At 69.0% G+C, this 18,166-nt stretch carries 20 protein-coding genes; 17 read left to right on the top strand and 3 right to left on the bottom strand.

Features of this window, described 5'->3' with window-relative positions; all coding sequences use genetic code 11:
* The first annotated feature begins 221 nt into the window (after nucleotides 1-221).
* Nucleotides 222-368 (top strand): hypothetical protein, encoded by a 147-nt coding sequence (locus tag JOM49_RS26730; RefSeq protein ID WP_245369490.1) that lies wholly within the window; start codon nucleotides 222-224, stop codon nucleotides 366-368.
* Nucleotides 369-527: 159 nt separating this feature from the next.
* Here JOM49_RS26730 and JOM49_RS26725 read toward each other — a convergent pair whose 3' ends face one another.
* The 3 genes from JOM49_RS26725 to JOM49_RS26715 form a co-directional block, all read right to left on the bottom strand.
* Nucleotides 528-683 carry a hypothetical protein gene (locus JOM49_RS26725; RefSeq protein WP_209666967.1) on the bottom strand — a complete coding sequence of 52 codons (156 nt, stop codon included), beginning with the start codon at nucleotides 681-683 and terminating at the stop codon, nucleotides 528-530.
* Between the two features lie 494 nt (nucleotides 684-1,177).
* Nucleotides 1,178-2,524 (bottom strand): NsdA family TPR-like regulatory protein, encoded by a 1,347-nt coding sequence (locus JOM49_RS26720; protein WP_209666966.1) that lies wholly within the window; start codon nucleotides 2,522-2,524, stop codon nucleotides 1,178-1,180.
* Between the two features lie 27 nt (nucleotides 2,525-2,551).
* Entirely contained in the window at nucleotides 2,552-3,034 is a 483-nt protein-coding gene (locus tag JOM49_RS26715) for a hypothetical protein (RefSeq protein ID WP_245369489.1), read from the bottom strand.
* Between the two features lie 537 nt (nucleotides 3,035-3,571).
* Between JOM49_RS26715 and JOM49_RS26710 the strand changes: the two genes are divergently transcribed.
* From JOM49_RS26710 to JOM49_RS26635, 16 genes are all read left to right on the top strand, one after another.
* Nucleotides 3,572-5,041: an NsdA family TPR-like regulatory protein gene (locus JOM49_RS26710; protein ID WP_308158883.1), complete on the top strand. Its 1,470-nt coding sequence runs from the start codon at nucleotides 3,572-3,574 to the stop codon at nucleotides 5,039-5,041.
* Nucleotides 5,031-5,888: an ATP-binding protein gene (locus tag JOM49_RS26705; protein ID WP_209666965.1), complete on the top strand. Its 858-nt coding sequence runs from the start codon at nucleotides 5,031-5,033 to the stop codon at nucleotides 5,886-5,888. The genes JOM49_RS26710 and JOM49_RS26705 overlap by 11 nt, the downstream gene beginning before the upstream one ends.
* Nucleotides 5,889-6,016: 128 nt before the next feature.
* On the top strand, nucleotides 6,017-6,775 hold the full coding sequence (locus tag JOM49_RS26700) for a 6-carboxytetrahydropterin synthase (protein ID WP_209666964.1): 759 nt from the start codon (nucleotides 6,017-6,019) through the stop codon (nucleotides 6,773-6,775).
* Nucleotides 6,772-7,485, top strand: coding sequence for a 7-carboxy-7-deazaguanine synthase QueE (locus tag JOM49_RS26695; protein WP_209666963.1), 714 nt, complete (start codon nucleotides 6,772-6,774; stop codon nucleotides 7,483-7,485). The genes JOM49_RS26700 and JOM49_RS26695 overlap by 4 nt, the downstream gene beginning before the upstream one ends.
* Nucleotides 7,475-8,227, top strand: coding sequence for a hypothetical protein (locus JOM49_RS26690; RefSeq protein WP_209666962.1), 753 nt, complete (start codon nucleotides 7,475-7,477; stop codon nucleotides 8,225-8,227). Before JOM49_RS26695 ends, JOM49_RS26690 begins: the two co-directional genes overlap by 11 nt.
* Nucleotides 8,224-8,937: a 7-cyano-7-deazaguanine synthase gene (locus JOM49_RS26685; protein WP_209666961.1), complete on the top strand. Its 714-nt coding sequence runs from the start codon at nucleotides 8,224-8,226 to the stop codon at nucleotides 8,935-8,937. The genes JOM49_RS26690 and JOM49_RS26685 overlap by 4 nt, the downstream gene beginning before the upstream one ends.
* 34 nt (nucleotides 8,938-8,971) lie before the next feature.
* Nucleotides 8,972-9,424 carry a nucleoside 2-deoxyribosyltransferase gene (locus JOM49_RS26680; protein ID WP_209666960.1) on the top strand — a complete coding sequence of 151 codons (453 nt, stop codon included), beginning with the start codon at nucleotides 8,972-8,974 and terminating at the stop codon, nucleotides 9,422-9,424.
* A gap of 48 nt (nucleotides 9,425-9,472) precedes the next feature.
* Nucleotides 9,473-10,399, top strand: a complete 927-nt coding sequence (locus JOM49_RS26675; protein ID WP_209666959.1) for a sugar phosphate isomerase/epimerase family protein — start codon at nucleotides 9,473-9,475, stop codon at nucleotides 10,397-10,399.
* Nucleotides 10,383-11,105, top strand: a complete 723-nt coding sequence (locus JOM49_RS26670) for a ribulose-phosphate 3-epimerase (RefSeq protein ID WP_209666958.1) — start codon at nucleotides 10,383-10,385, stop codon at nucleotides 11,103-11,105. Before JOM49_RS26675 ends, JOM49_RS26670 begins: the two co-directional genes overlap by 17 nt.
* The gene (locus JOM49_RS26665) at nucleotides 11,102-11,848 is read left to right on the top strand and encodes an HAD family hydrolase (protein WP_209666957.1); all 747 of its coding nucleotides are present in this window, start codon (nucleotides 11,102-11,104) and stop codon (nucleotides 11,846-11,848) included. The genes JOM49_RS26670 and JOM49_RS26665 overlap by 4 nt, the downstream gene beginning before the upstream one ends.
* A gap of 28 nt (nucleotides 11,849-11,876) precedes the next feature.
* Complete coding sequence (locus JOM49_RS26660) at nucleotides 11,877-12,752, top strand: hypothetical protein (protein WP_209666956.1); 876 nt, start codon at nucleotides 11,877-11,879, stop codon at nucleotides 12,750-12,752.
* Nucleotides 12,749-13,939 carry a hypothetical protein gene (locus JOM49_RS26655; protein ID WP_209666955.1) on the top strand — a complete coding sequence of 397 codons (1,191 nt, stop codon included), beginning with the start codon at nucleotides 12,749-12,751 and terminating at the stop codon, nucleotides 13,937-13,939. Before JOM49_RS26660 ends, JOM49_RS26655 begins: the two co-directional genes overlap by 4 nt.
* Nucleotides 13,936-14,781, top strand: coding sequence for a nucleotidyltransferase family protein (locus JOM49_RS26650; RefSeq protein ID WP_209666954.1), 846 nt, complete (start codon nucleotides 13,936-13,938; stop codon nucleotides 14,779-14,781). Before JOM49_RS26655 ends, JOM49_RS26650 begins: the two co-directional genes overlap by 4 nt.
* Entirely contained in the window at nucleotides 14,778-15,320 is a 543-nt protein-coding gene (locus JOM49_RS26645; protein WP_245369487.1) for a P-loop nucleotide/nucleoside kinase family protein, read from the top strand. Before JOM49_RS26650 ends, JOM49_RS26645 begins: the two co-directional genes overlap by 4 nt.
* A 33-nt stretch (nucleotides 15,321-15,353) precedes the next feature.
* Nucleotides 15,354-16,178, top strand: coding sequence for an inositol monophosphatase family protein (locus JOM49_RS26640; RefSeq protein WP_209666953.1), 825 nt, complete (start codon nucleotides 15,354-15,356; stop codon nucleotides 16,176-16,178).
* On the top strand, nucleotides 16,172-17,881 hold the full coding sequence (locus JOM49_RS26635) for a phosphotransferase (RefSeq protein ID WP_209666952.1): 1,710 nt from the start codon (nucleotides 16,172-16,174) through the stop codon (nucleotides 17,879-17,881). Before JOM49_RS26640 ends, JOM49_RS26635 begins: the two co-directional genes overlap by 7 nt.
* Nucleotides 17,882-18,166 lie beyond the last annotated feature (285 nt).

Here is an 18,166-nt window from a genome sequence, read left to right as displayed (position 1 = left end):
CGGCACCGACACGCGGATACTCCAGAGGGCTACTCACGAAGTCTGGGTGTCGACGCCAGTGTTCCTAGCGGTTCTTCAGCGGCTGTAGGTGAGTGGTGCTCATAAAGCCATTGAGTATAGATCGTTATACGGCCTGGTGTAGTGGAGCGCGGGGGGTCGCTACGCGGTGGCGCCCTGACTACGGCAAGAGAGCGGCCTGGGTTGTCTGCGAGACCGGCGACATGGTGGGCTGGTTCGTCGTCTGGACCAGTGGCGAAGCCGAACTCGAAGTCGGGAACCTCGACAGCGGCGTCGTCGACTGCGTGCACTACGACCTCGCCGACCCTGAAGAGCTCAGTGTCCGCTTGGACGGCTCACCCGCAGGCTGACCGCGCAGACCTGAGCACTCTCCCCGCGACGCGGATGGACCTCGGCGGGTCGCCGGGTCGCGTCGGGCCAGAATTCCGCCAGCGTTATTTCGGTGCCGGACTCGGTGACGATCGTGACGCCGGGCTGGGAGAGAAAGTCGTGCCAGGCGGTGCAGTCCGTTAGCTCCAGGTCAGGTGCGCGCGGAACAGGAACTCCGACCCGGCGGCGTGCTGGCCGATGTGCAGGCCGTCGTCGCCGGCCGGGGTGCTGAGAATGCGGGCGTAGTAGTTGGTGGTCGTGGCTACCTCTCGGTGTCGGCGACCTGCAGGGCTCAACTGCGATAAGGCCAACTCTGCTGATTTGTCTCCCGGAACGTGAGGCCTGTGGAATCTCGCCCCATCCCAGCCCGCACAGCGGGCATGTCAGGTAATCCACGGCGAAGATCTCCTGGCCGTCGAGGTTGGCTGCTCGCTCACGCCATCCGGGTCGCTCGGGTGAGGCGCTGTCTTGCCATGGCACGTCACGGGTGACGCGCTCGGGCCACCCGCCGGTGGGACGACGCCTGAACCATGTCCGCAGCGCGGTGCGCCACGTTGTGCCCTGCTCCGGCACGGCAATGGCCGTGCCGGCCGCTGCGGCCAGGTTCATCGCCGCGCGTCTGCGCTGGCTCAGATGCGCGTGCCGTTCATCGCCGGGCGGGCCGGTGGGCTGGTCGTCGGTCATAGTTGATCGTGCCCGCAGCCTCGCTCGTCAACGCCGGTGCCGAGCGGGGCCAGTGGCTGGAGGTGGACTGAACTGCTCAAGGACATCGATCGCCTTTAGTCCCTCGTCAGCGCCCGATCAGGGTGTCGTGGATATGGTCATCGAGCTCGGCGAAGAAGTCTTCAGTTCGCCATGGCCGGAGATTGCGCCGAGTTAGCCGAATCCGTTGTGCGGCGACCCGGCCACCCGTGGACGCGGTGATGTCGACGGCCTCGTGCAGGAGATCGACGCAGGCGGCCGGACCGCCGAGGCGCAACCGTGCGAGAGCCAGATCGGTGCTGACGATGCCGCGTTGGACAGCGTCTCGCGATAGCCGCAAAGCGGAGAGCGACCGGTCGAGGTTGTCGTGTGCGTGGCCCGCGTCGCCCGCATGGAGGGCGCACAGGCCATCGAATCCGTTCAGTCGGTCAGCGTTGAACCCGCCGTGTGGATCGTCGACGGTCAGCTGCTCGACGGTCTTCCACGCTCGCCCTAGGGCAGCAGCCGCCTCGTTGGCTTGACCAGCCCGAGCGCAGATTTCAGCGTGCACGGCATGGGCGCGGGCTCGAATCGCGTAGCTGGGGCCGCGGTGAGCGTCGACGGTCGCAGCGCGGGCGATCGTCCGCGCCGCTTCCAGGTCGTCGGTCGCGTGCAAGGTCACCATGGTGTGGCTCGTCTGGACGGCGGCTCGATGGCTTCGGTCCGCGAGGTGCCCGGCCGTCCTGGTCGCGTCGGCGTATAGCGCCATCGCCGCCTCGTCGTCACGGGTTTCGAAGGCCAAGCGGCCGGCGAGCGAGTACGCAACCGTGGCGAGCAGGAGCAATTCCTGCTGCGAATCGGCCTGGTGGAGCTTCACGAGCCGTCGGCACGAATCGACGATAGGCGCGAGCTGGAGCTGGAGGCGTACGAACGGGGTCGTACCGACGAGCCCGTTGATCGCCGTGACCGACTCGTGCAGCTGGCGGACGACCTCGTGGTCGAGCTCCGAGGGATTTCGCTGGATCGCGGCGATGGTCGACTGCGTCCCAGGCGACAGCGGCATGAGCAGGTCGCCGTTATCGCCTCGTCCGCTGCGGCCGACCAGCTCGACAAGCTGTCGTACCCGCTCAGGTGGCGTTCCGAGATGACGAAGCGCGTCCAGCAGGGTGGCGAAATCGGATCCGGGACCAATCGCCAGGTCACCGGCTGGGGTTCGCGCGTAGAGCTGCGCGAGAAGGAACTGGTAGCGGTCGCCGGGGCTGGTTCGGTCGGTGACGCTTTCCCACCGGGCGACAGTGCGCTGAATACTGGCGACCTGCCTGTTCATCAAGGAAGCGACCGTGAGCTGGCGTGCGATGTCCCGCAGCGCTCGGGCTAGGTCAGCCCAGGACCAGCCGCGCCCCTCGCGCAGCTGGCGCAGCAGGAGCGCCCCGGACGCCCGGTCGGTCGTGGTCACGATGCCCAGTACAACATCCGAACGATGTCACACGGGCACGACCAGGCGCGGTTTGCCCTGCTCGGCTGCATAGTTCACGGTGTACCAAGTGCCGCTGGTCGGCTCGGAGCCCCGGGGGAAGCCGATCACGAAGCCGCTGCGATCGACCATCCATCGGTTACGAGCGTGGTAGGCCGCGGTGCCCAATCGGTCAGCTCCCAACTCCACGACCTCGACGAGCCGGCCCGTGTCCTGCCATCTGCGGATGCTCGCTACAGCCGCTGCCGGTTGGTCGGCCACCGCGCAGGGCACCACGACGGTCAACGACGCCTGACAGCGGTCGGCCAGCCAGTTCAGGGCGGCCGTGTCGATTCCGGCGGCGCCTCCGAGGTAGAAGTGAGCATCCGGGGCAGTGAACGGCCGGAGATAGTCGTCGAACAGACCGGGAAGCTCAGACTCACCGGTAATCGAGCGGGTGCCGGTGATCGTCACGTGTCTAGCCACGCTTGCCTGCTCCTTCGCGAATGTCATCGAATGTCATCTGCCCCGCCGTGCCTGATCACGATCTCATGAACGCGCGGGCTGGGGTGAGGGTCGCCCCGGCCTCGCTGTGGCCGGTTGCCCATCCCAACGACGACCACGGTGATCACGATGAGCCTACTGGCCACGATGAACCGGCTGGGGATCAAGAACGGTGGTCAGGTGCAGTGGACTGCATGCTCTGTCAGTTGGTCGAGGACGGCTTCACGTTCCACCTCGGCGGTGAGCGATTGGTTTCGGTCGTTCTGGTCGCCTCCTGCCGATGGAATAGCCACGTCGATCTGCTCACCATCACGGAGTCTGACCGTAACTGGCCGCTCTCGACTTGCGCGAACGCCTATGGCCACCGAAGAGGGTGCGAACGCCGCCGTGCTCTCCCCAGAACGCTGGCGGTTGGTTCGGCCAGAGGCGCGGGAGCGATGACAACGGCGAGTCGCCGCGTAGTCGTGCGCAGGCGGCACCCCAACAAATGTCCGCTCGTCGTAGCCCGGGTATTCGAAACTGTTGACCGAGACAGGTCGCTGAGGGGTGAGCGGTGGTGAGGCCGTCCTCCGCTTCGACGGAAGTCCGCTCGCGGGTGTGCTGGCGGGAGCGCTCGGCCCACCGCGGTCGATGAGCGCCACGCGCCGGCCCAACCTCGCCTTGGCTCGTCTGGTCGAGGCGTCGGGTGCGGCGAAGAAGTCGTTGGCCTTCCGGCTCAACCAGCTTGCGGAGGCCGCCGGTCTGGAGACGCACTACACCCACACCAGTTGGACGAACTGGATGAAGAGGGGGACGCGCCCGGCACCGGCGGTACGCCCGCTCATCGCCCAGGTGCTGGAAGAACGACTCGGGCGGCCGGTCAGCCTGGCGGAGATCGACCTTGACCACGACCCTGGCGTCGACTCACGCGCCGGCTTGGAGTTCCCACGCGAGCTCGGCACCGCCGTGCAAGTCGCGACCAGGTTTTGGAGCCAGGTGGACCGCCGCGACATCCGCGGCCCCGGTGTCGCCGTTGTCCACTACAACACCCCGGTTCGTCGCTGGCTGGCGCTCCCCGTTGACAGCGGCGCAGCCTCGCAGTCACCTGCGGCGTTCCGGCGCGTCGGGAAAGCCGACGTCGTCGAACTGCTCGAAACAGCTGAACAGGCTCGGCAGTGGGATTCGCGCTACGGGGGCGGGAACTGGCGAACGTCGCAGCTGACGGTCTGCCTGAAGGAGCGGGCGGCCCCGTTGCTGCACGGCTCCTACAGCGACGTCATCGGGCGCCGGCTGTTCACCGCCACGGCGCAACTCGCCCGGCTCGCCGGATGGACCGCGTTCGACAACGGCGACCACGCCAACGCCCAACGGCACTACATCCAGGCACTGCGCCAAGCCCGCGCCGCGGGGGATGTCCAGCTCGGCGGCTACGTGTTGACCTGCATGGCCCTGCAGTGCAGCCTCGGCGGCTTCCACGACGACGCGATCGACATGGCCGACAGCGCGTTTCACCGCGTCGGCGGGCACGCCACTCCGCGCGTGAAGGGCTTCTTCAAGCTGATCGAGGCCCGCATCTGGGCACGCAGCGGCAATGCCCGCATGGCCGACGGCGCCCTCGCCACGGCCGAGCACCTACTCGACGCCGCGAACTCCCGCACCGGTGACGATCCAGCCTGGATCGACTTCTTCGACGAGCACCGGCTCGCCTCCGACGCGATCGAGATCCACCGCGATCTCGGCCGACCGCGCGAGGCGCAACGCTGGAACGAGTTAGCCGCCATGCCTACCGACACCTTCGCCAGGGCGTACGCCCTCCGTCAAAGCGTCCTCGGCAGCAGCTACCTGCAGGGATACCGTCCCGACCTCGAACGAGCGCTGGACCACGGCCACCGTGCCGTGTCCGCTCTCGCCGTTGTCAGCTCGGCCCGCGCCGTGGACTACCTCCACGCCTTGATCTCCCGGATGTCACGCTGGCGCACCGAACCCGGCGTGGCCGAACTGACACGTCGAGTAAAGAGCGAAATATATGCTGCCTGAGCACGAAAAGAACCTGATAGTGACGACCTCCGACACATTGAAAATCAACCTTCCGAATCCCGCCATGATAATTCTCATCGGCTTGCAGGAGAGCGGTAAAAGCACCTTCGCAAACCGACACTTTGCGCCCGTTGAGATCCTCTCGATGGATGAGTTCCGAGCCCGGATGTGCAACGACCCAGCCAGTCAGTCGAACAGTTCCCCAGCACGCAAGCAACTATTCGACACGCTCCGCCAGCGCCTCCAGAACAGAGTCACCACCGTGGTTGACTCCACGAACCTTCGCAGCGATCATCGTGCGCAACTCCTCGCCATAGCGGCGGAATCTGGGACGCCTACGGTTACCCTCGTGTTCACCGCCAGCGCGGAGTGGTGTCGAGAGCGCATTGACAACCGGGCGAGAATCATCCGTGATGACGTCCTCACTCAGAACGCCAAACTATTGGACCAGACGCTTCGCGACATCGATGGCGAAGGCCATTTCGCCGTGTTTCGTCTCGGCAATGAACAAGCGGAGTCGATCAGGTTCGAGCACGCCTTGCCTGACGATCCCGACCCGGACCGCTGGTTCGAGGTCGAGCAACTCCGTCCGCGCGCATGGGTATTCCGGCACCCTGCCGACGAACTCCGGCGTCACCCCGCGGTTCTCGCCGAGATACGACCGACGTGGGACTTCATCGCACGCGTCGCCGCCGATATGGCGCTCGGCGCGCGGATTGCGTCGGCGAACACGCGGGCCCGCGCGCAGGTCGGCGCTGAACTGCGCGTACGGCTGCCGCACTGCCTGCCCATCCACCTCGTCGCCTGTCAGACCGGCTGGGAGCGCACGCCGCCACACGCCAGGTGATTCGTGAGCCCCCTCGTGAGCCCTCCCGCCGCAATCCACAGCGCGATTCCATGAGAGCTGGTCACAAGCAGTACGCAACGAGAGGATGGACCGTGAGACCCCACCCAGTGAGCTCAACCCGAGTTGCGGTGAGCGGCCTGGCTCGGGGACGCTACTGCATCGGTGACGGCAGCTTCTCGTTCGCCGCGGCGCACCACCTCGCCAATCTGCCTGACGCCGAGAACAAGGCCGCGCGACCCCACGGTCACACCTTCACCGTCGAGGTCGAGCTCACCGGCACCGAACTGCGGGCACCTGGTTTCGTGGCGGACTACGCCGAACTCGCCCCCTTCGGTGAGTACGTCAAGCGCGAACTGGACCATCGCGACCTCAACGCCTTGTTCACCTTCGACACCACCACCGACGCGCTCGCCCAGCACATCACCGCGTGGTTCCTGGCCCACATGCCACCCGAACTCGGCAAGCAACTCCATGCCATCCACGTCTGCCTCGGCGCAGCCACGGGTGCGCACCAGCATGTCGATGACGAGTCATTCACCTTCGAGGCGGCCCACCACCTGGAGGGCCTGCCGGACGGACACAAGTGCAGCCGGCCTCACGGCCACTCTTATCGGGCGGACCTTCGCCTGACCCCACAGATGAATCCCCGCCGCCGCGCCAGGCTCCGCGCCCTGCTCGCCGAGTACCTCGACCGTCACCTGGACCACCGTGACCTGAACTCCGTGCTCCAGTTCCAGCCGACGTCGGAACTGCTTGCCGAGCACCTGTATGCCTGGACCCTCAGCCAGGCCAACGCACGAGAGGCCGCCGCGGTCCAGGCGGTTCGCGTCTGGGAGTCGCCGCGCCGATGGGCCGAGTTCACCCAGGACGAGCGGAGCGGCCGGTGACGATCACGCTGGCCGACGACGAGCTGCTCGTCGCCGAGACGTTCGGCCCGACCGTGCAAGGCGAAGGCCCGTCAACCGGGCGACGTGCCGTGTTTATCCGGCTGATGAACTGCAACTTGACCTGCAAGACCTGCGACACGCCGTACACCTGGGATGACACCCGGTTCGACCTGGATGCCGAAGCCACCGTCACCTCGATCAGCGATCTACTGGCCTGGGCGACGGCACAGCCGGTCGACCTCGTGGTAATTACGGGCGGCGAACCGCTGATCCAGCAGCGCCGCCTCATCGCCCTCGCGCAGGGACTCGCGGACGCCGGGCTGCAGGTGGAGATCGAGACCAACGGCACGATCGCGCCCGCGCCGGACCTGCTCGCGTGGGTGACCCGGTTCAACGTGTCGCCGAAGCTGTCGACCTTCGGCGCCGGGATGCCGATCGCCAAACGGATCAAGGCACAGGTGCTCGGCCGCTTCGCGGTCAGCGGCCGGGCAGTGTTCAAGTTCGTCGTCTCTAGCATCGCCGATCTCGACGAGATCACCGAGCTCGTCGCCAACCACGATCTGGCACCGGTCTACGTGATGCCCGAAGGCCGCACTGCCGAAGAGGTCACCCGGCGGCTGGCCGAGATCGCCGACCCAGCCATCGAGCGGGGCTTCCACCTCACCACGCGGCTGCACCTGCTCGCCTGGGGAGACCAGCGTGGCCGCTGACCCCGCTGCCGGCCGTGCCGACGCGCCGCCCTACGAGGCTGCCCGTGGTGTGCTGATCACCGTCGAAGGGATCTGGGGCACCGGAAAGACCACGACCGCCACCGCGCTGGGCGAGCGGCTGACCGCCGCCGGGTTCTCGACGCGCGTGCTGCACTACGGCCCCCGCCACGGCGTCGTCGAACGCCTGTCGGACATGCTCGACACCGCGCCGCTGCGCCGACGAGACGGCCTCGGCGGCTACGTCGCAGCGCACCACGCCACGGTCGACATCCTGCTGCGGCTATGCCGGGAGGCTTACCACCACCGTGTCCACTACCGGCCGGCGCTGACCGAGCACGACGTCGTGGTCATCGACCACGGCGTGTACTCCAAGCTCGCCTACGCCCTGGCGGTGTTGACAGAACAACACCCCGACGTGGACCCGGCGCTGCTACTGGAGCAGGTTCGTGCGGTCGCCGCCCCGTGGTTCCTGCACCCCGACGTCGCGCTGTGGCTGGACACGCCCTGGCCGCTGGCCCGCGAACGCGCCATCGACCGCGGCCACGGCGGCGGCAACCCCGGCTCGGTGGAGCGGCTGATGTTCCTGCCCCGCTTCAGCCATGCCTACCGCTTCGTCGCCGACGCGCACCCCGACCGCGTCCGGCGGATCCGGGTCGGCACCCGGACCACGCCGAGCGTGCTGGCCGAGATCGACGAACTGCTCTCGCCCGTGCTGCACACCCAGACAGGAGCGTTGCGATGACCGAGACTCGGGTCCCCGAAGTCCTGCTGTTCTCTGCCGGGTTGGACTCCTACCCCGCCTGGCATTACCTCGGCTGCCCGCCGGGCCTGTACTTCGACCTCGGGCACCGCTACGCCAGCCAGGAACGCGCCGCCATCGCCGCTCTCGCCGACGCCGCCGGCATCGAAGTCGAGATCAGCGACGAACTCCGGCTCGGGGCGTGGGAGGCCGAGGACGCGATCATTCCGCTGCGCAACGTGCACCTCGCGATGCTCGCAGCCAACCGCGCAGAAACGGTGTGGTGCATCGGCGTCAAGGGCGATCACACCCTCGACAAGAGCCGCGAGGCGTTCGCCGACATGGGCCGGTTCATCACCCGGTTCTCCGAACGACCGGTCCGGGTCGACAGCCCGTTCTGGAACATGACCAAGACCGAGATCATCGCCTGGTACCTGACGCAGGGCCTGCCGGTCGAGCACCTGCTGCTGACGTTCTCCTGCAGCCGCACCGACGGCAGCACCGTGCACTGCGGCCGGTGCCCCAGTTGCCTGCGCCGCTGGACGTCCCTGGTCAACAACGGCGTCGAGGCCGAGTTCGAGCAGCAGCCCTGGACCTGGGATCGGGTCCGCGAGTTCTACATCCCGGCCATGCGCGACGGCCGATACCCCGACCACCGGGCTCATGAGTTCTTCGTCGCGCTGGCCACCGTCGGCGCGGCCGTGGCGCGCTGACCATCCCGCCGACCCTCGATCGAGGAGCATCTCCATGAAGGCATACATCGCCGCACCGCTGTTCTGCGACGCGGAGAAAGCGTTCAACCTCCAGGTCGACGCCGCGGTCCGCGCCCTCGGCCTCGCCACCTTTCTGCCCCAGCGCGACGGCGGCGAAGCCGCCCCGCTGGTCCGCCAGGGCCTGGACGAAGACACCGTCCGACGCCGGCTCTACGACCTGGACTGCGCCGCGATCGCCGAGTGCCCGATCTTCGTGTTCATCCTCGACGGCCGCGTCCCCGACGAGGGCGGCTGCGTGGAACTCGGCATGGCCCGCGCCCGCGGCGCCGACTGCTTCGGCGTGCAGACCGACTCGCGCCGCTTCGGCGGCACCGACTCCAACAACCTGATGATCGACTACTCGCTCAACGGCGGCATCGCCCGCTCGATCGACGAGCTCAGCGCCCTCCTGCGCGCCCACCTCGACGCGCTCACGCCCGCCCCCTGACCGAACCCTCGACTCCACTCCACCACCGATCCGACAAGGAGCCCCGCCATGCCCCTGGGCGTCAACCTCTGCTTCGCCGTCAAGCGGATGCCGGAACCGGAACGCTGGGCCGCGTTCGTCCGCGAAGACCTCGGCCTCGACCGGGTGCAGTTCACATTCGACCTGCTCGATCCCTGGTGGCCCGACGAGCAGCGCGCCCGGCTGGCCCGCCGGGTTCGCGACGCCGCCGCGGCCTACGACCTGATCATCGACTCGTGCTTCGTCGGGCTGGCGCACTACGTGCCCAGCGGCTTGCTCGACCCGGACGCCGACGCCCGTGCCGCCGCCCTGACCTGGTGGCAGCGCGCGATCGACCTCACCGCCGAACTCGGCGCAGTGGCGGTCGGCGGCCCGATGGGCACGATTAGCGAGGCCGATGCCGCCGATCCGGACCGCCGAGCCGACCGCCAGAACGAGCTCGTCGACCACCTCGAACGACTCGCCCGCCGCGCCACCGACGCCGGAGTGCGCGAGCTGCTGGTCGAGCCGACCCCGATCCTGCGGGAGTACCCGGCCTACATCGACCACTGCCAGACCCTGCTGAACACGTTGCGCGGGCGCGGGGTCGACAACGTGGGACTCACGCTGGACACCGGACACGCGCTGTTCCAGCGGCTGCACGGCGCAGACGCCAGGATCGAGAGCTGGATCCACAACCTCGGCTCGCGCATCCGGCAGATCCACCTGGACAACACCGACGGCCACGGCGACCCGCACTGGGGCTGGCCGCACCCGCAGGGCACATTCGACGTCGGCGCGCTCGCGACCTGCCTGACCGACAACGACCTGGCCGACATCTCGGTGATCCTGGAGGTCTACCCGCGGTTCGAGGACGACTCCGCCGAGGTGCTGAAGCTGATCGCCAGCTCCGTCGAGCACTGCCGCGCCCACTTCCCCGTTGACGCGCAGGTGGTCCGCGATGCTGCCGCTGGCTGACCTGTACCCGCGCGACCGGCTCGCGGTCGAGATATCGCTGTGGTCAGCCGACCTGGCCGACCTCGGCGCGGAGGTCGCCCGGCTGACCCCGTACGCCGATGTCTTCCACATCGACGCCTCCGACACCCGGTTCGTGCCTAGCCCGCTGTTCTTCCCCGATCTCGTCGCGGCGCTGCGCCCGCGCACGCGGGTGCCGTTCCACGTCCACGTCATGGCCGAGCGCGCCCTGCCCTTGGTCGAGGACTTCGCCCGCGCCGGAGTGGACCTGCTGTCCGTGCACGCGGAAGCCGACGACGTCGCCGACGCCCTGCAAGCGATCCGGGCGCGGGGCGGTGCCGCCGGCCTCGCGCTGCGCCTGGACACGCCCGTCGACACCGTCGTCGCGTACTTCGAGGACGTCGACTTCGTGGTCCTAATCGGCACGCCGCTGGGCACCAAGGGCACCGCGATGGACCCGGCCGCGCCGGATCGCGTCCGGCAACTGCGGGCACTGGTCGCCCGCACGGGCCGGGACCGGCTTCCCGTCATTGCCGACGGCGGCATCCGCGAGAACACCGTTCCCGATCTCGCCTCCGCCGGCGCCGACGCCGTGGTCGCCGGATCGCTGCTGCTGGGCAGCGACGATCTCGCCGCCACCACCACCTGGTTGCACAACCAGCGGGGCGACGTGGCGTTCGCCGGAAAACGCGTCGAGGAGCGAACGTGACACCGGCGGCGGCAGGCCCGCTGGAGAGCTGGGTGGTCAGCGTCGACCTGTGGGGAACGTTGATCACCTACGGCGACCGTGACGCCGAATCCGCCTGGCGGATCCGCGAGTTCACGACCGTGCTCACCGCGTTCGGCCACGACCTACCCGACGGCCAGGTCCGCGAGGCGATCCTCACCGTGCGGGCGGAAACCCAGCAACGCCAACGCGCGACCGGCGAACAACCTCCAGTGCGCGGCCAAGTCGAGCAGATGCTCATCGTCATGGGCCTGCCCCTGGACACGCGGCTGGTCGACACCCTGCTCGTGCCGCACACCCACGCGGTTCTGCGAGCCTGCCCCGACCTCATCCCCGGCGCGCACAGCGCGCTGTGGGCGCTGAGGCAGGCCGGAGCCCGGCTTGTGCTGACCTCCAACACCCTCGCTACCCCGGCGTCGGTGTCCCGGCTCATCCTCGACGACCACGACCTGACCACGTTGTTCGACGACACCGTCTTCTCCTCCGATGTCGGGCTGGCCAAACCCCGCTGGGAGATGTTCGCCGCGGTCGCCAGCGCCGCAGGCACGGAGCTGAGCCGGGTCGTGCACGTCGGCAACAGCCTGACCACCGACATCCACGGCGCGCTGAACGCCGGATGCCGCGCGGTGCTGTTCAACCCGCGCGGCAAGCCCTGCCCCGCCGGCGTGCGGGCCATCACCAGCCTCGACCAGATGCCGGACGCCGTCTTGGCCACCTGCTCCTGAGCCACCATCGATCCAAGGAACCCGTTTGATGATCACGCCGCTGGACATCCCCACGGCCCGTGTCTCTCCTCGCCCGCTGCCGCCGAGCAGCCTGGACCTGCTCGCCGCGGCGGCAATCCGCGAAGGCCGGACACGCCACCTCCGCGACCTGCTGACGGGCACCGACGCCGACGGATCGGTCTACCTGGTCAATCCCGACGAGGTGCGCGCGATGGTTCATCGCGGCATCGACCCGCAGCTCTACCTGGCCTATCGCGACATCGCCGCGCCCCGGCCGAAGACCGGCCAGCCGATCGACGGCGCGGAAGGCACGCACGCCTGGTTCGCCGACCTCGTCGTCTACACCGCGGCGAACCTCGGTGGCAGCACGGAACTCGGCCGGTCGCTCGGCCACTGGAACACCCCGGCACAGGTCGAAATCTTCCAATGTCTGTCCGGCCGGGTGCTCATGCTGCACAACAACATCGACGACGATGGCAACTCCACAATGGACTACCACGTGTGCCGGGCTGGTGATCACGTCGTCATCCCGTTCGGTGCCTGGCACCTAACCGTCGTGCTCGACGCCCCAGCGGCGGTCTTCAACGTCTACACCGACGTCGCCGATCTGCTGACCGGACACACCAGCCGGGAGGCGGTCGACAGCGACCTGAAGTACCGAGTCGCGCCCGCACCCGCGCTGACCATCGCGCGCACGGCATCGAAGATTGCCGTGGTCGGCTTCAGCCGCGAGCTCACCGAGCGACCTTTGCGGCGTGGCGAGTTCCCGAGCTGGGCCGAGGCCCTGCTGATGCCCTCCGGGCTGGCTGCGCTCTACCGCCATGCCCCGGCCGCCGAACTGGCCCGGTTGCAGGAGCATGCAGCGCATTTCGGCCACCGCCGCGTCCCCGCCACGGCGTCATGACGAGCCCACGCAAGCACCAACCCGCGCCCACCAACGCCTCCGGTCCATTCGGGCCGCTGATCGGCTATGCCACGCCCGCTCGCGCGACACGCCGCTTCATCCAGGGCACGGCCAGCGTCACCCTGCGCGCCGACCGCAGCGAGTTGATTAAGGACGCGGAGACCACGCTCTACTCCTACGCGCGCACCAGGACCGCAGCCAGCCGGTGGACCATCACCCTGCACACCGGCGTGCCCGTCAACCAGGCCGGCGCGGACGCCCTGTTCGCCGACGCCGACGACCACGACATCGGGCCGAACCTGCAGGCCCAATCAATCGGCGTGCCCGGCGGCAGGGCGTTCTGGATCCGGGACTACACCACCCTCGTGCACCTCGACCAGATGCTCGGCATGATCACCGTGCACGCCGGAGACCTGGACGCCGCACGGTTCTTCACCGCCCGACTCGTGCGGCAGGCCATGACCGCGCAGCTTCTGGAGCACGACGCGGTCTACGCGCACTCCGCCGCGCTCGTGCGCGCCGAGCACGGCCTGCTGATCGCCGGGCCGAAGGGCGCGGGCAAGACCACCACCCTGCTGAGCGTCCTGCGGCTGATGGGCGGGGACTTCGTCACCAACGACCGGCTCCTGCTCCACCGCGACCCCAACGGCGACTGCACGGTCGGCTACGCCTGGCCAATGCACCTACGCGCCACCGCAAGCACGCTGCGCGCCGTACCAGGGATGACTAGGTTCCTGCCCGCCGAAGAGCGGCAGAACAGCCCGGCCGGCCAGCCCGCGCCCAGCGGCAAGATCGCAATCGAGCCGGGCGAGCTACGGACGGCGCTGCCCGACACGCAGATCCTCGGCGAGGTTCGGCCCACGCTGATGCTGTGGCCCTACCGCAGCGCCCGCGACCTCCTGCCCGAGCCAGTGCAGCCGGCCGAGGTCCGCGACGTCCTGGTACGCACCCAGTTCTTCATGCACGACCCGGTCACCCGCGCCACCTCGCACCGCAACCACTGGCTGCTGCCCCCTGACGAAGGCCGGACCGCGATCGCGCTCACCGCCGTCGCGGACCAGCTCGCCCGGACCGTGCCGTGTGTTCGGATCCCGGTCACCAACTCTGCCGCTACGTTGACAGCCCGAGTGACTGCCCTGCTCGACCGCACAGCAACCCAAGCTGCCGGGCCGGGTGGTCGGGGATGACCGACCGACGAGCAGGCCGCATCGCCGAGGACGCCGTCCGGGCCTTGTGCTGGGGCACCAGTGCCGACAGCCACGAGATGATCGCTCATGCCGTGGTCACCGAGCTGGGCACGGTACTTGAGCAGACGGTGCGGTCGAAGACGCTCTGCCTGCTGGCTGCGTACCTGCACGACCACCCCGTCCCCGAGCTGGATCGCGCGGTGACGCGGTTCCTCGACAACACGCTGCGCACCAACCGGTACAAGACCTACGCCTGCCGCATCGCCGCGCTCGCCGACACCGCGGCGTTGCACACCGTCGGCGTTTCCGTCGTCGTGCTCGGCGGGCTCAGCGTGGAGCACGTCCTGTACGCCAGCAGCGGCGCCCGCCAGTTCAGTGACATCGACCTGCTCATCGCGCCCGGTGACGCCGAACGCGCGCACGCCATCCTCCGCACCCAGGGCTACCAGCCCAGCCAGGACAACGGGACCTGGACGCGGCAGACCGGCGACCCGATCGTCCCGCTCCTCGTCCTCGACCTGGCCACGACCCTGCCGCGCGGCGGCACCGACGACGACGTCATCGACCTGCTGGCTCGCCGCACCGGGATCACCGTTCCCCAACACGACCACCCGCTCCCCGTTCTCGCGCCGTCCGATGCGGTCAACCACACGTTGGCCCGGCTCGCGGCACGGCCGCGCTGGGCGCTCGCCGCCGACGTGATCCGCCAGGTTCGTACGACCGCGCCGTCCGCCCCGCACCACGCAGGCGTCCTCGCCGGCTGGTCGGTGCTGCGCTCGCATTGGCCTCTGCTGCCTGCCGCCCCGGACCGCCTCCTCGTCAAAGAGGAGCCGCACCGATGATCATAGCCTTGGCCGGGCTGCCCGGCGTCGGCAAGACCACGCTGGCCGAGCAGCTCACCAGCCACATTCCCGGCGCGCTGCTGCTGCGCAAAGACACCGTCCGGCACGCGCTGTTCGGCACCGAGCACACCGCCTACACCCGCGACCAGGACGACCACTGCGTCCAGGTCCTGTTCGCCACCGCGGTCTGGCAGTGGCGGCGTGCGCCCGCCACGACCGTCGTGCTCGACGGACGGACCTGGCTGGCCCCCGGCCAAGTCGAGGACTTGCGCGCCTTCGCTGCGACGCACCGGCACCCCCTGCTGCTGCTCGAATGCGTCTGCCCGGTCGACGTCGCTCACGCCCGGCTGGCCGTCGATCACCAGCACGGCCTCCACCCAGCGGCCAACCGCACCCCGCAACTACACCAGGAACTCGCCGCCACCGCCGTGCCGATCACAGGCACGAAACTGTTGCTGGACACCGGAAAGCCCGTCGCGACCAACCTCGACATCGTCCTGCGCCACCTGGACACTCCCTCGCTCCGTCCGACGCCCTGATTCGTCCGCCGGCACCGACCACCGTGGAGACCCGTGACCACCGAACTGGCAGGACTGCTGCTGATAGCGCAGGCGACCGTTGAGCACGGCGCGGCGTTCTTGCGCACCCACCGCCCCCGGACCTGCACCGGCAAGGGCGACCGGGACATGGCCACCGACGTCGACCTCGCCATCGAACGGATTTTGCGCGACGAGCTGACCCGCTCTACTCCCGGAATCGGTGTCCAAGGCGAAGAAGAAGGCGGCCCGACCAGCGGCACCCGCTGGGTCATCGACCCGGTCGACGGCACCGCCAACCTCACACACGACATCCCGCTGACCGGTATCTCCTTGGCACTGGTCGTCGACGAGGAACCTCTGCTCGGAGTCATCGCCCTGCCCCAGCTGGACCGCACGTACTGGGCGGCCCACGGTCTCGGCGCCTGCCGGGGCGGCCACCCGATCCGCATCGCCGGCCCGGCCCGGCTCGATGAGGCGATCATCGCGGTCGGCGACTACGGCACCGGACCCGACGCCGCCGCCCGCAACGCGGCGATGCTGGCGATCCACGCCGCCCTCGCGCCCCAAGCGCAACGCATCCGGATGCTCGGATCCGCCGCGGCCGACCTCGCACTGCTGGCCGACTCCGCCCTCGGCGCGTCGATCACCCTCGGCAACCGCACGTGGGACATGGCGGCCGGAGCCGTCATCGCCCGCGAAGCTGGCGCCCACGTGACCGATCTCGACGGCACCGACCACACCACCGCCTCACGCTGCACCATCGCCGCCGCCCCCACCCTGATCGACGACATCCTCGACATCGTCCAGCGTGCGAGCGCGATCAACGGCTTCACCGGCGAGGAGGTCGTGGCGTGCTGATCACGTTCGAGGGCCTGCCCGGAGCGGGCAAGAGCACACAGAGCCGGATGCTCGCGAGATGCCTTGAAGCCAGCGGCCACCCCGTCACCGTCCTCCCCGACCTGGCCACCCTGGACACCGATCCCGTCGCGGCCACCCTCGTCGACCTGCTGCGCACCAGCGGAGACCCCTTCCTGCGTACCGGCGACGCGATCACCGACACCATGATCACCGCCGCGATCCGGGCTGACCTCGTCGCCACCGTCCTCGATTCGGCGCTGGCCGAGAACCCGGCCGCCGTCGTGATCGAAGACCGCGGCATCCACACGATGGCCTCCTACGCGATCGCCGCCCTACTCCGCCAGCACCGCGCCCCCACCAAGGTCGCCCTCGACTGGCTCGACGCCCTCACAGCTCTGGCCGGGCCGCGCACCACCCGAGCGCTGTGGCTGCGCATAGCCCCGGACGTGGCCGCCCGTCGCGCCGACCAACGCGGCGGAGACCGCCGCCCCGCCTTCACCGGCGAACAACGCGCTCACCTCACCTGGGTCGACCACGCCTACGCACTGCTTGCCGAACGAGACCCGCAGCTCACCGTCATCGATGCCGCCAGGCTCGACCCGGTCGACACACACCACGCTATTCACGCCACCCTGCGTCAGATCAGCCAGACGGGCGACATCGACCTGAGCCCCTGTGCGGGGCACCACGAAACCGCCGGCCCAGTCTCCTACGCTGACCACGCCAGATCCCGTCCACCCATGCCGAACCGAAACCGAGAGTCCGAAACGATGACCACGTTGGCCAGCCACCGCGAGCACACCGCTCCCATCGACCTGCTCAGCGCCCTGCGCACCGCGCGTGCGGCCGGAGCCGACGCACTGGCCGCCACGCTCGACGAACATGGGCTGCACGCACTCGATGGTGGCCGCAACAACGACGTCTTCGCCTGGACCGCGGCCCCCACGCCGATCTGCATCAAGCTCTACAAGAAGACCGACCGGCAGCGCGTCGAGCGCGAATGGCACGGCCTCACCCACGCCGCCGGCCTCGGCAGCGCACCGAAACCGCTGTGGCTCGACGAGGACACCGAACAGCCAGCCCTCGGCATGACACTGCTGCCCGGCTCCCCGATCCTCGACGTTCTCGACCCGGCGGCGGCCATCACGTCGCTGGCCACCACCACCCGCGCGCTGCAGAGCATTCCGCTGAAAGAGCCGCTGGCCAGCCTCGATCGCGTCGACTCCATCGGCCACTACATCGCCCGGCTCACCGATGTCTGGCCCGGCCAGCTCACCGAGGCCGCCGACGACCCCCAGACCCCGGACATGCTCGCTCTCCTGCACCGCTGGGAGAACAGCGGCGACGCCGAACTGCTCGCACAGCCCGCCACCCGCGTCTACTCCCGCGGCGACGCGAACCTGCTCAACTGGCTCCACGACGGCGAGTCCACCTACGTCGCGGACTTCGAATACAGCGGCTTCTCCGACATCGCCGTCGACGCTGCCGACCACATCGAGCACATCAGCGCCCGCGTCATTCCCGACGACGTCTGGACCGGCGCCGAAGCCGATCTCGGCGTCACGCCGGGCAACCGCGCCCGGTTCGACGCCGCGCGGCGCACCATCGCCCTGCGGTGGCTCGCCCTGTTGTGGAAGCAGCGCACCAAGCGGGTCGAGGAGTTCACCGCTCTGCACGAGCGGGTTCGCGCCCTCCAAGACTGAATCACCACTGCCCATCACCCCGCCAGCGACCTCATCACGGTCACCGCGTCGACGTCGCCGGCGCCGAGCATCGGCACGACCGCGAACAAGCCAGCGGCGAGCAGCCGCGTGTCGGCGAATATCGCGAGGCCGTCGAGCTCGTCCGGCCGAACCCAGCGGAACGGGTGCTCGACTGCCTTCCTCGGGTCTCAGCCCTCGTCGAGGTGCGCCTCCACCGCCAGCCGACGCAGTACCAGCGTCCGCCGATGTCGGGCTCGTAGTCGCGGAGGGCTCTCGAGCCTGCGC

It is taken from the genome of Amycolatopsis magusensis (assembly GCF_017875555.1).
Taxonomy (GTDB): Bacteria; Actinomycetota; Actinomycetes; order Mycobacteriales; family Pseudonocardiaceae; genus Amycolatopsis; species Amycolatopsis magusensis.
The sequence above is the reverse complement of the archived record's forward strand: the minus strand, read 5'-3'. Positions and strand labels throughout refer to the sequence as shown.

Excerpts from the sequence above, each read along its gene's own strand:
- JOM49_RS26670 (WP_209666958.1), top strand. The coding sequence starts at position 10,383 with ATGCTGCCGCTGGCTGACCTGTACCCGCGCGACCGGCTCGCGGTCGAG.
- JOM49_RS26730 (WP_245369490.1), top strand. The coding sequence starts at position 222 with ATGGTGGGCTGGTTCGTCGTCTGGACCAGTGGCGAAGCCGAACTCGAA.
- JOM49_RS26715 (WP_245369489.1), bottom strand. The coding sequence starts at position 3,034 with ATGACATTCGCGAAGGAGCAGGCAAGCGTGGCTAGACACGTGACGATC.
- JOM49_RS26655 (WP_209666955.1), top strand. The coding sequence starts at position 12,749 with ATGACGAGCCCACGCAAGCACCAACCCGCGCCCACCAACGCCTCCGGT.
- JOM49_RS26675 (WP_209666959.1), top strand. The coding sequence starts at position 9,473 with ATGCCCCTGGGCGTCAACCTCTGCTTCGCCGTCAAGCGGATGCCGGAA.
- JOM49_RS26705 (WP_209666965.1), top strand. The coding sequence starts at position 5,031 with ATGCTGCCTGAGCACGAAAAGAACCTGATAGTGACGACCTCCGACACA.
- JOM49_RS26685 (WP_209666961.1), top strand. The coding sequence starts at position 8,224 with ATGACCGAGACTCGGGTCCCCGAAGTCCTGCTGTTCTCTGCCGGGTTG.
- JOM49_RS26680 (WP_209666960.1), top strand. The coding sequence starts at position 8,972 with ATGAAGGCATACATCGCCGCACCGCTGTTCTGCGACGCGGAGAAAGCG.
- JOM49_RS26650 (WP_209666954.1), top strand. The coding sequence starts at position 13,936 with ATGACCGACCGACGAGCAGGCCGCATCGCCGAGGACGCCGTCCGGGCC.
- JOM49_RS26645 (WP_245369487.1), top strand. The coding sequence starts at position 14,778 with ATGATCATAGCCTTGGCCGGGCTGCCCGGCGTCGGCAAGACCACGCTG.
- JOM49_RS26660 (WP_209666956.1), top strand. The coding sequence starts at position 11,877 with ATGATCACGCCGCTGGACATCCCCACGGCCCGTGTCTCTCCTCGCCCG.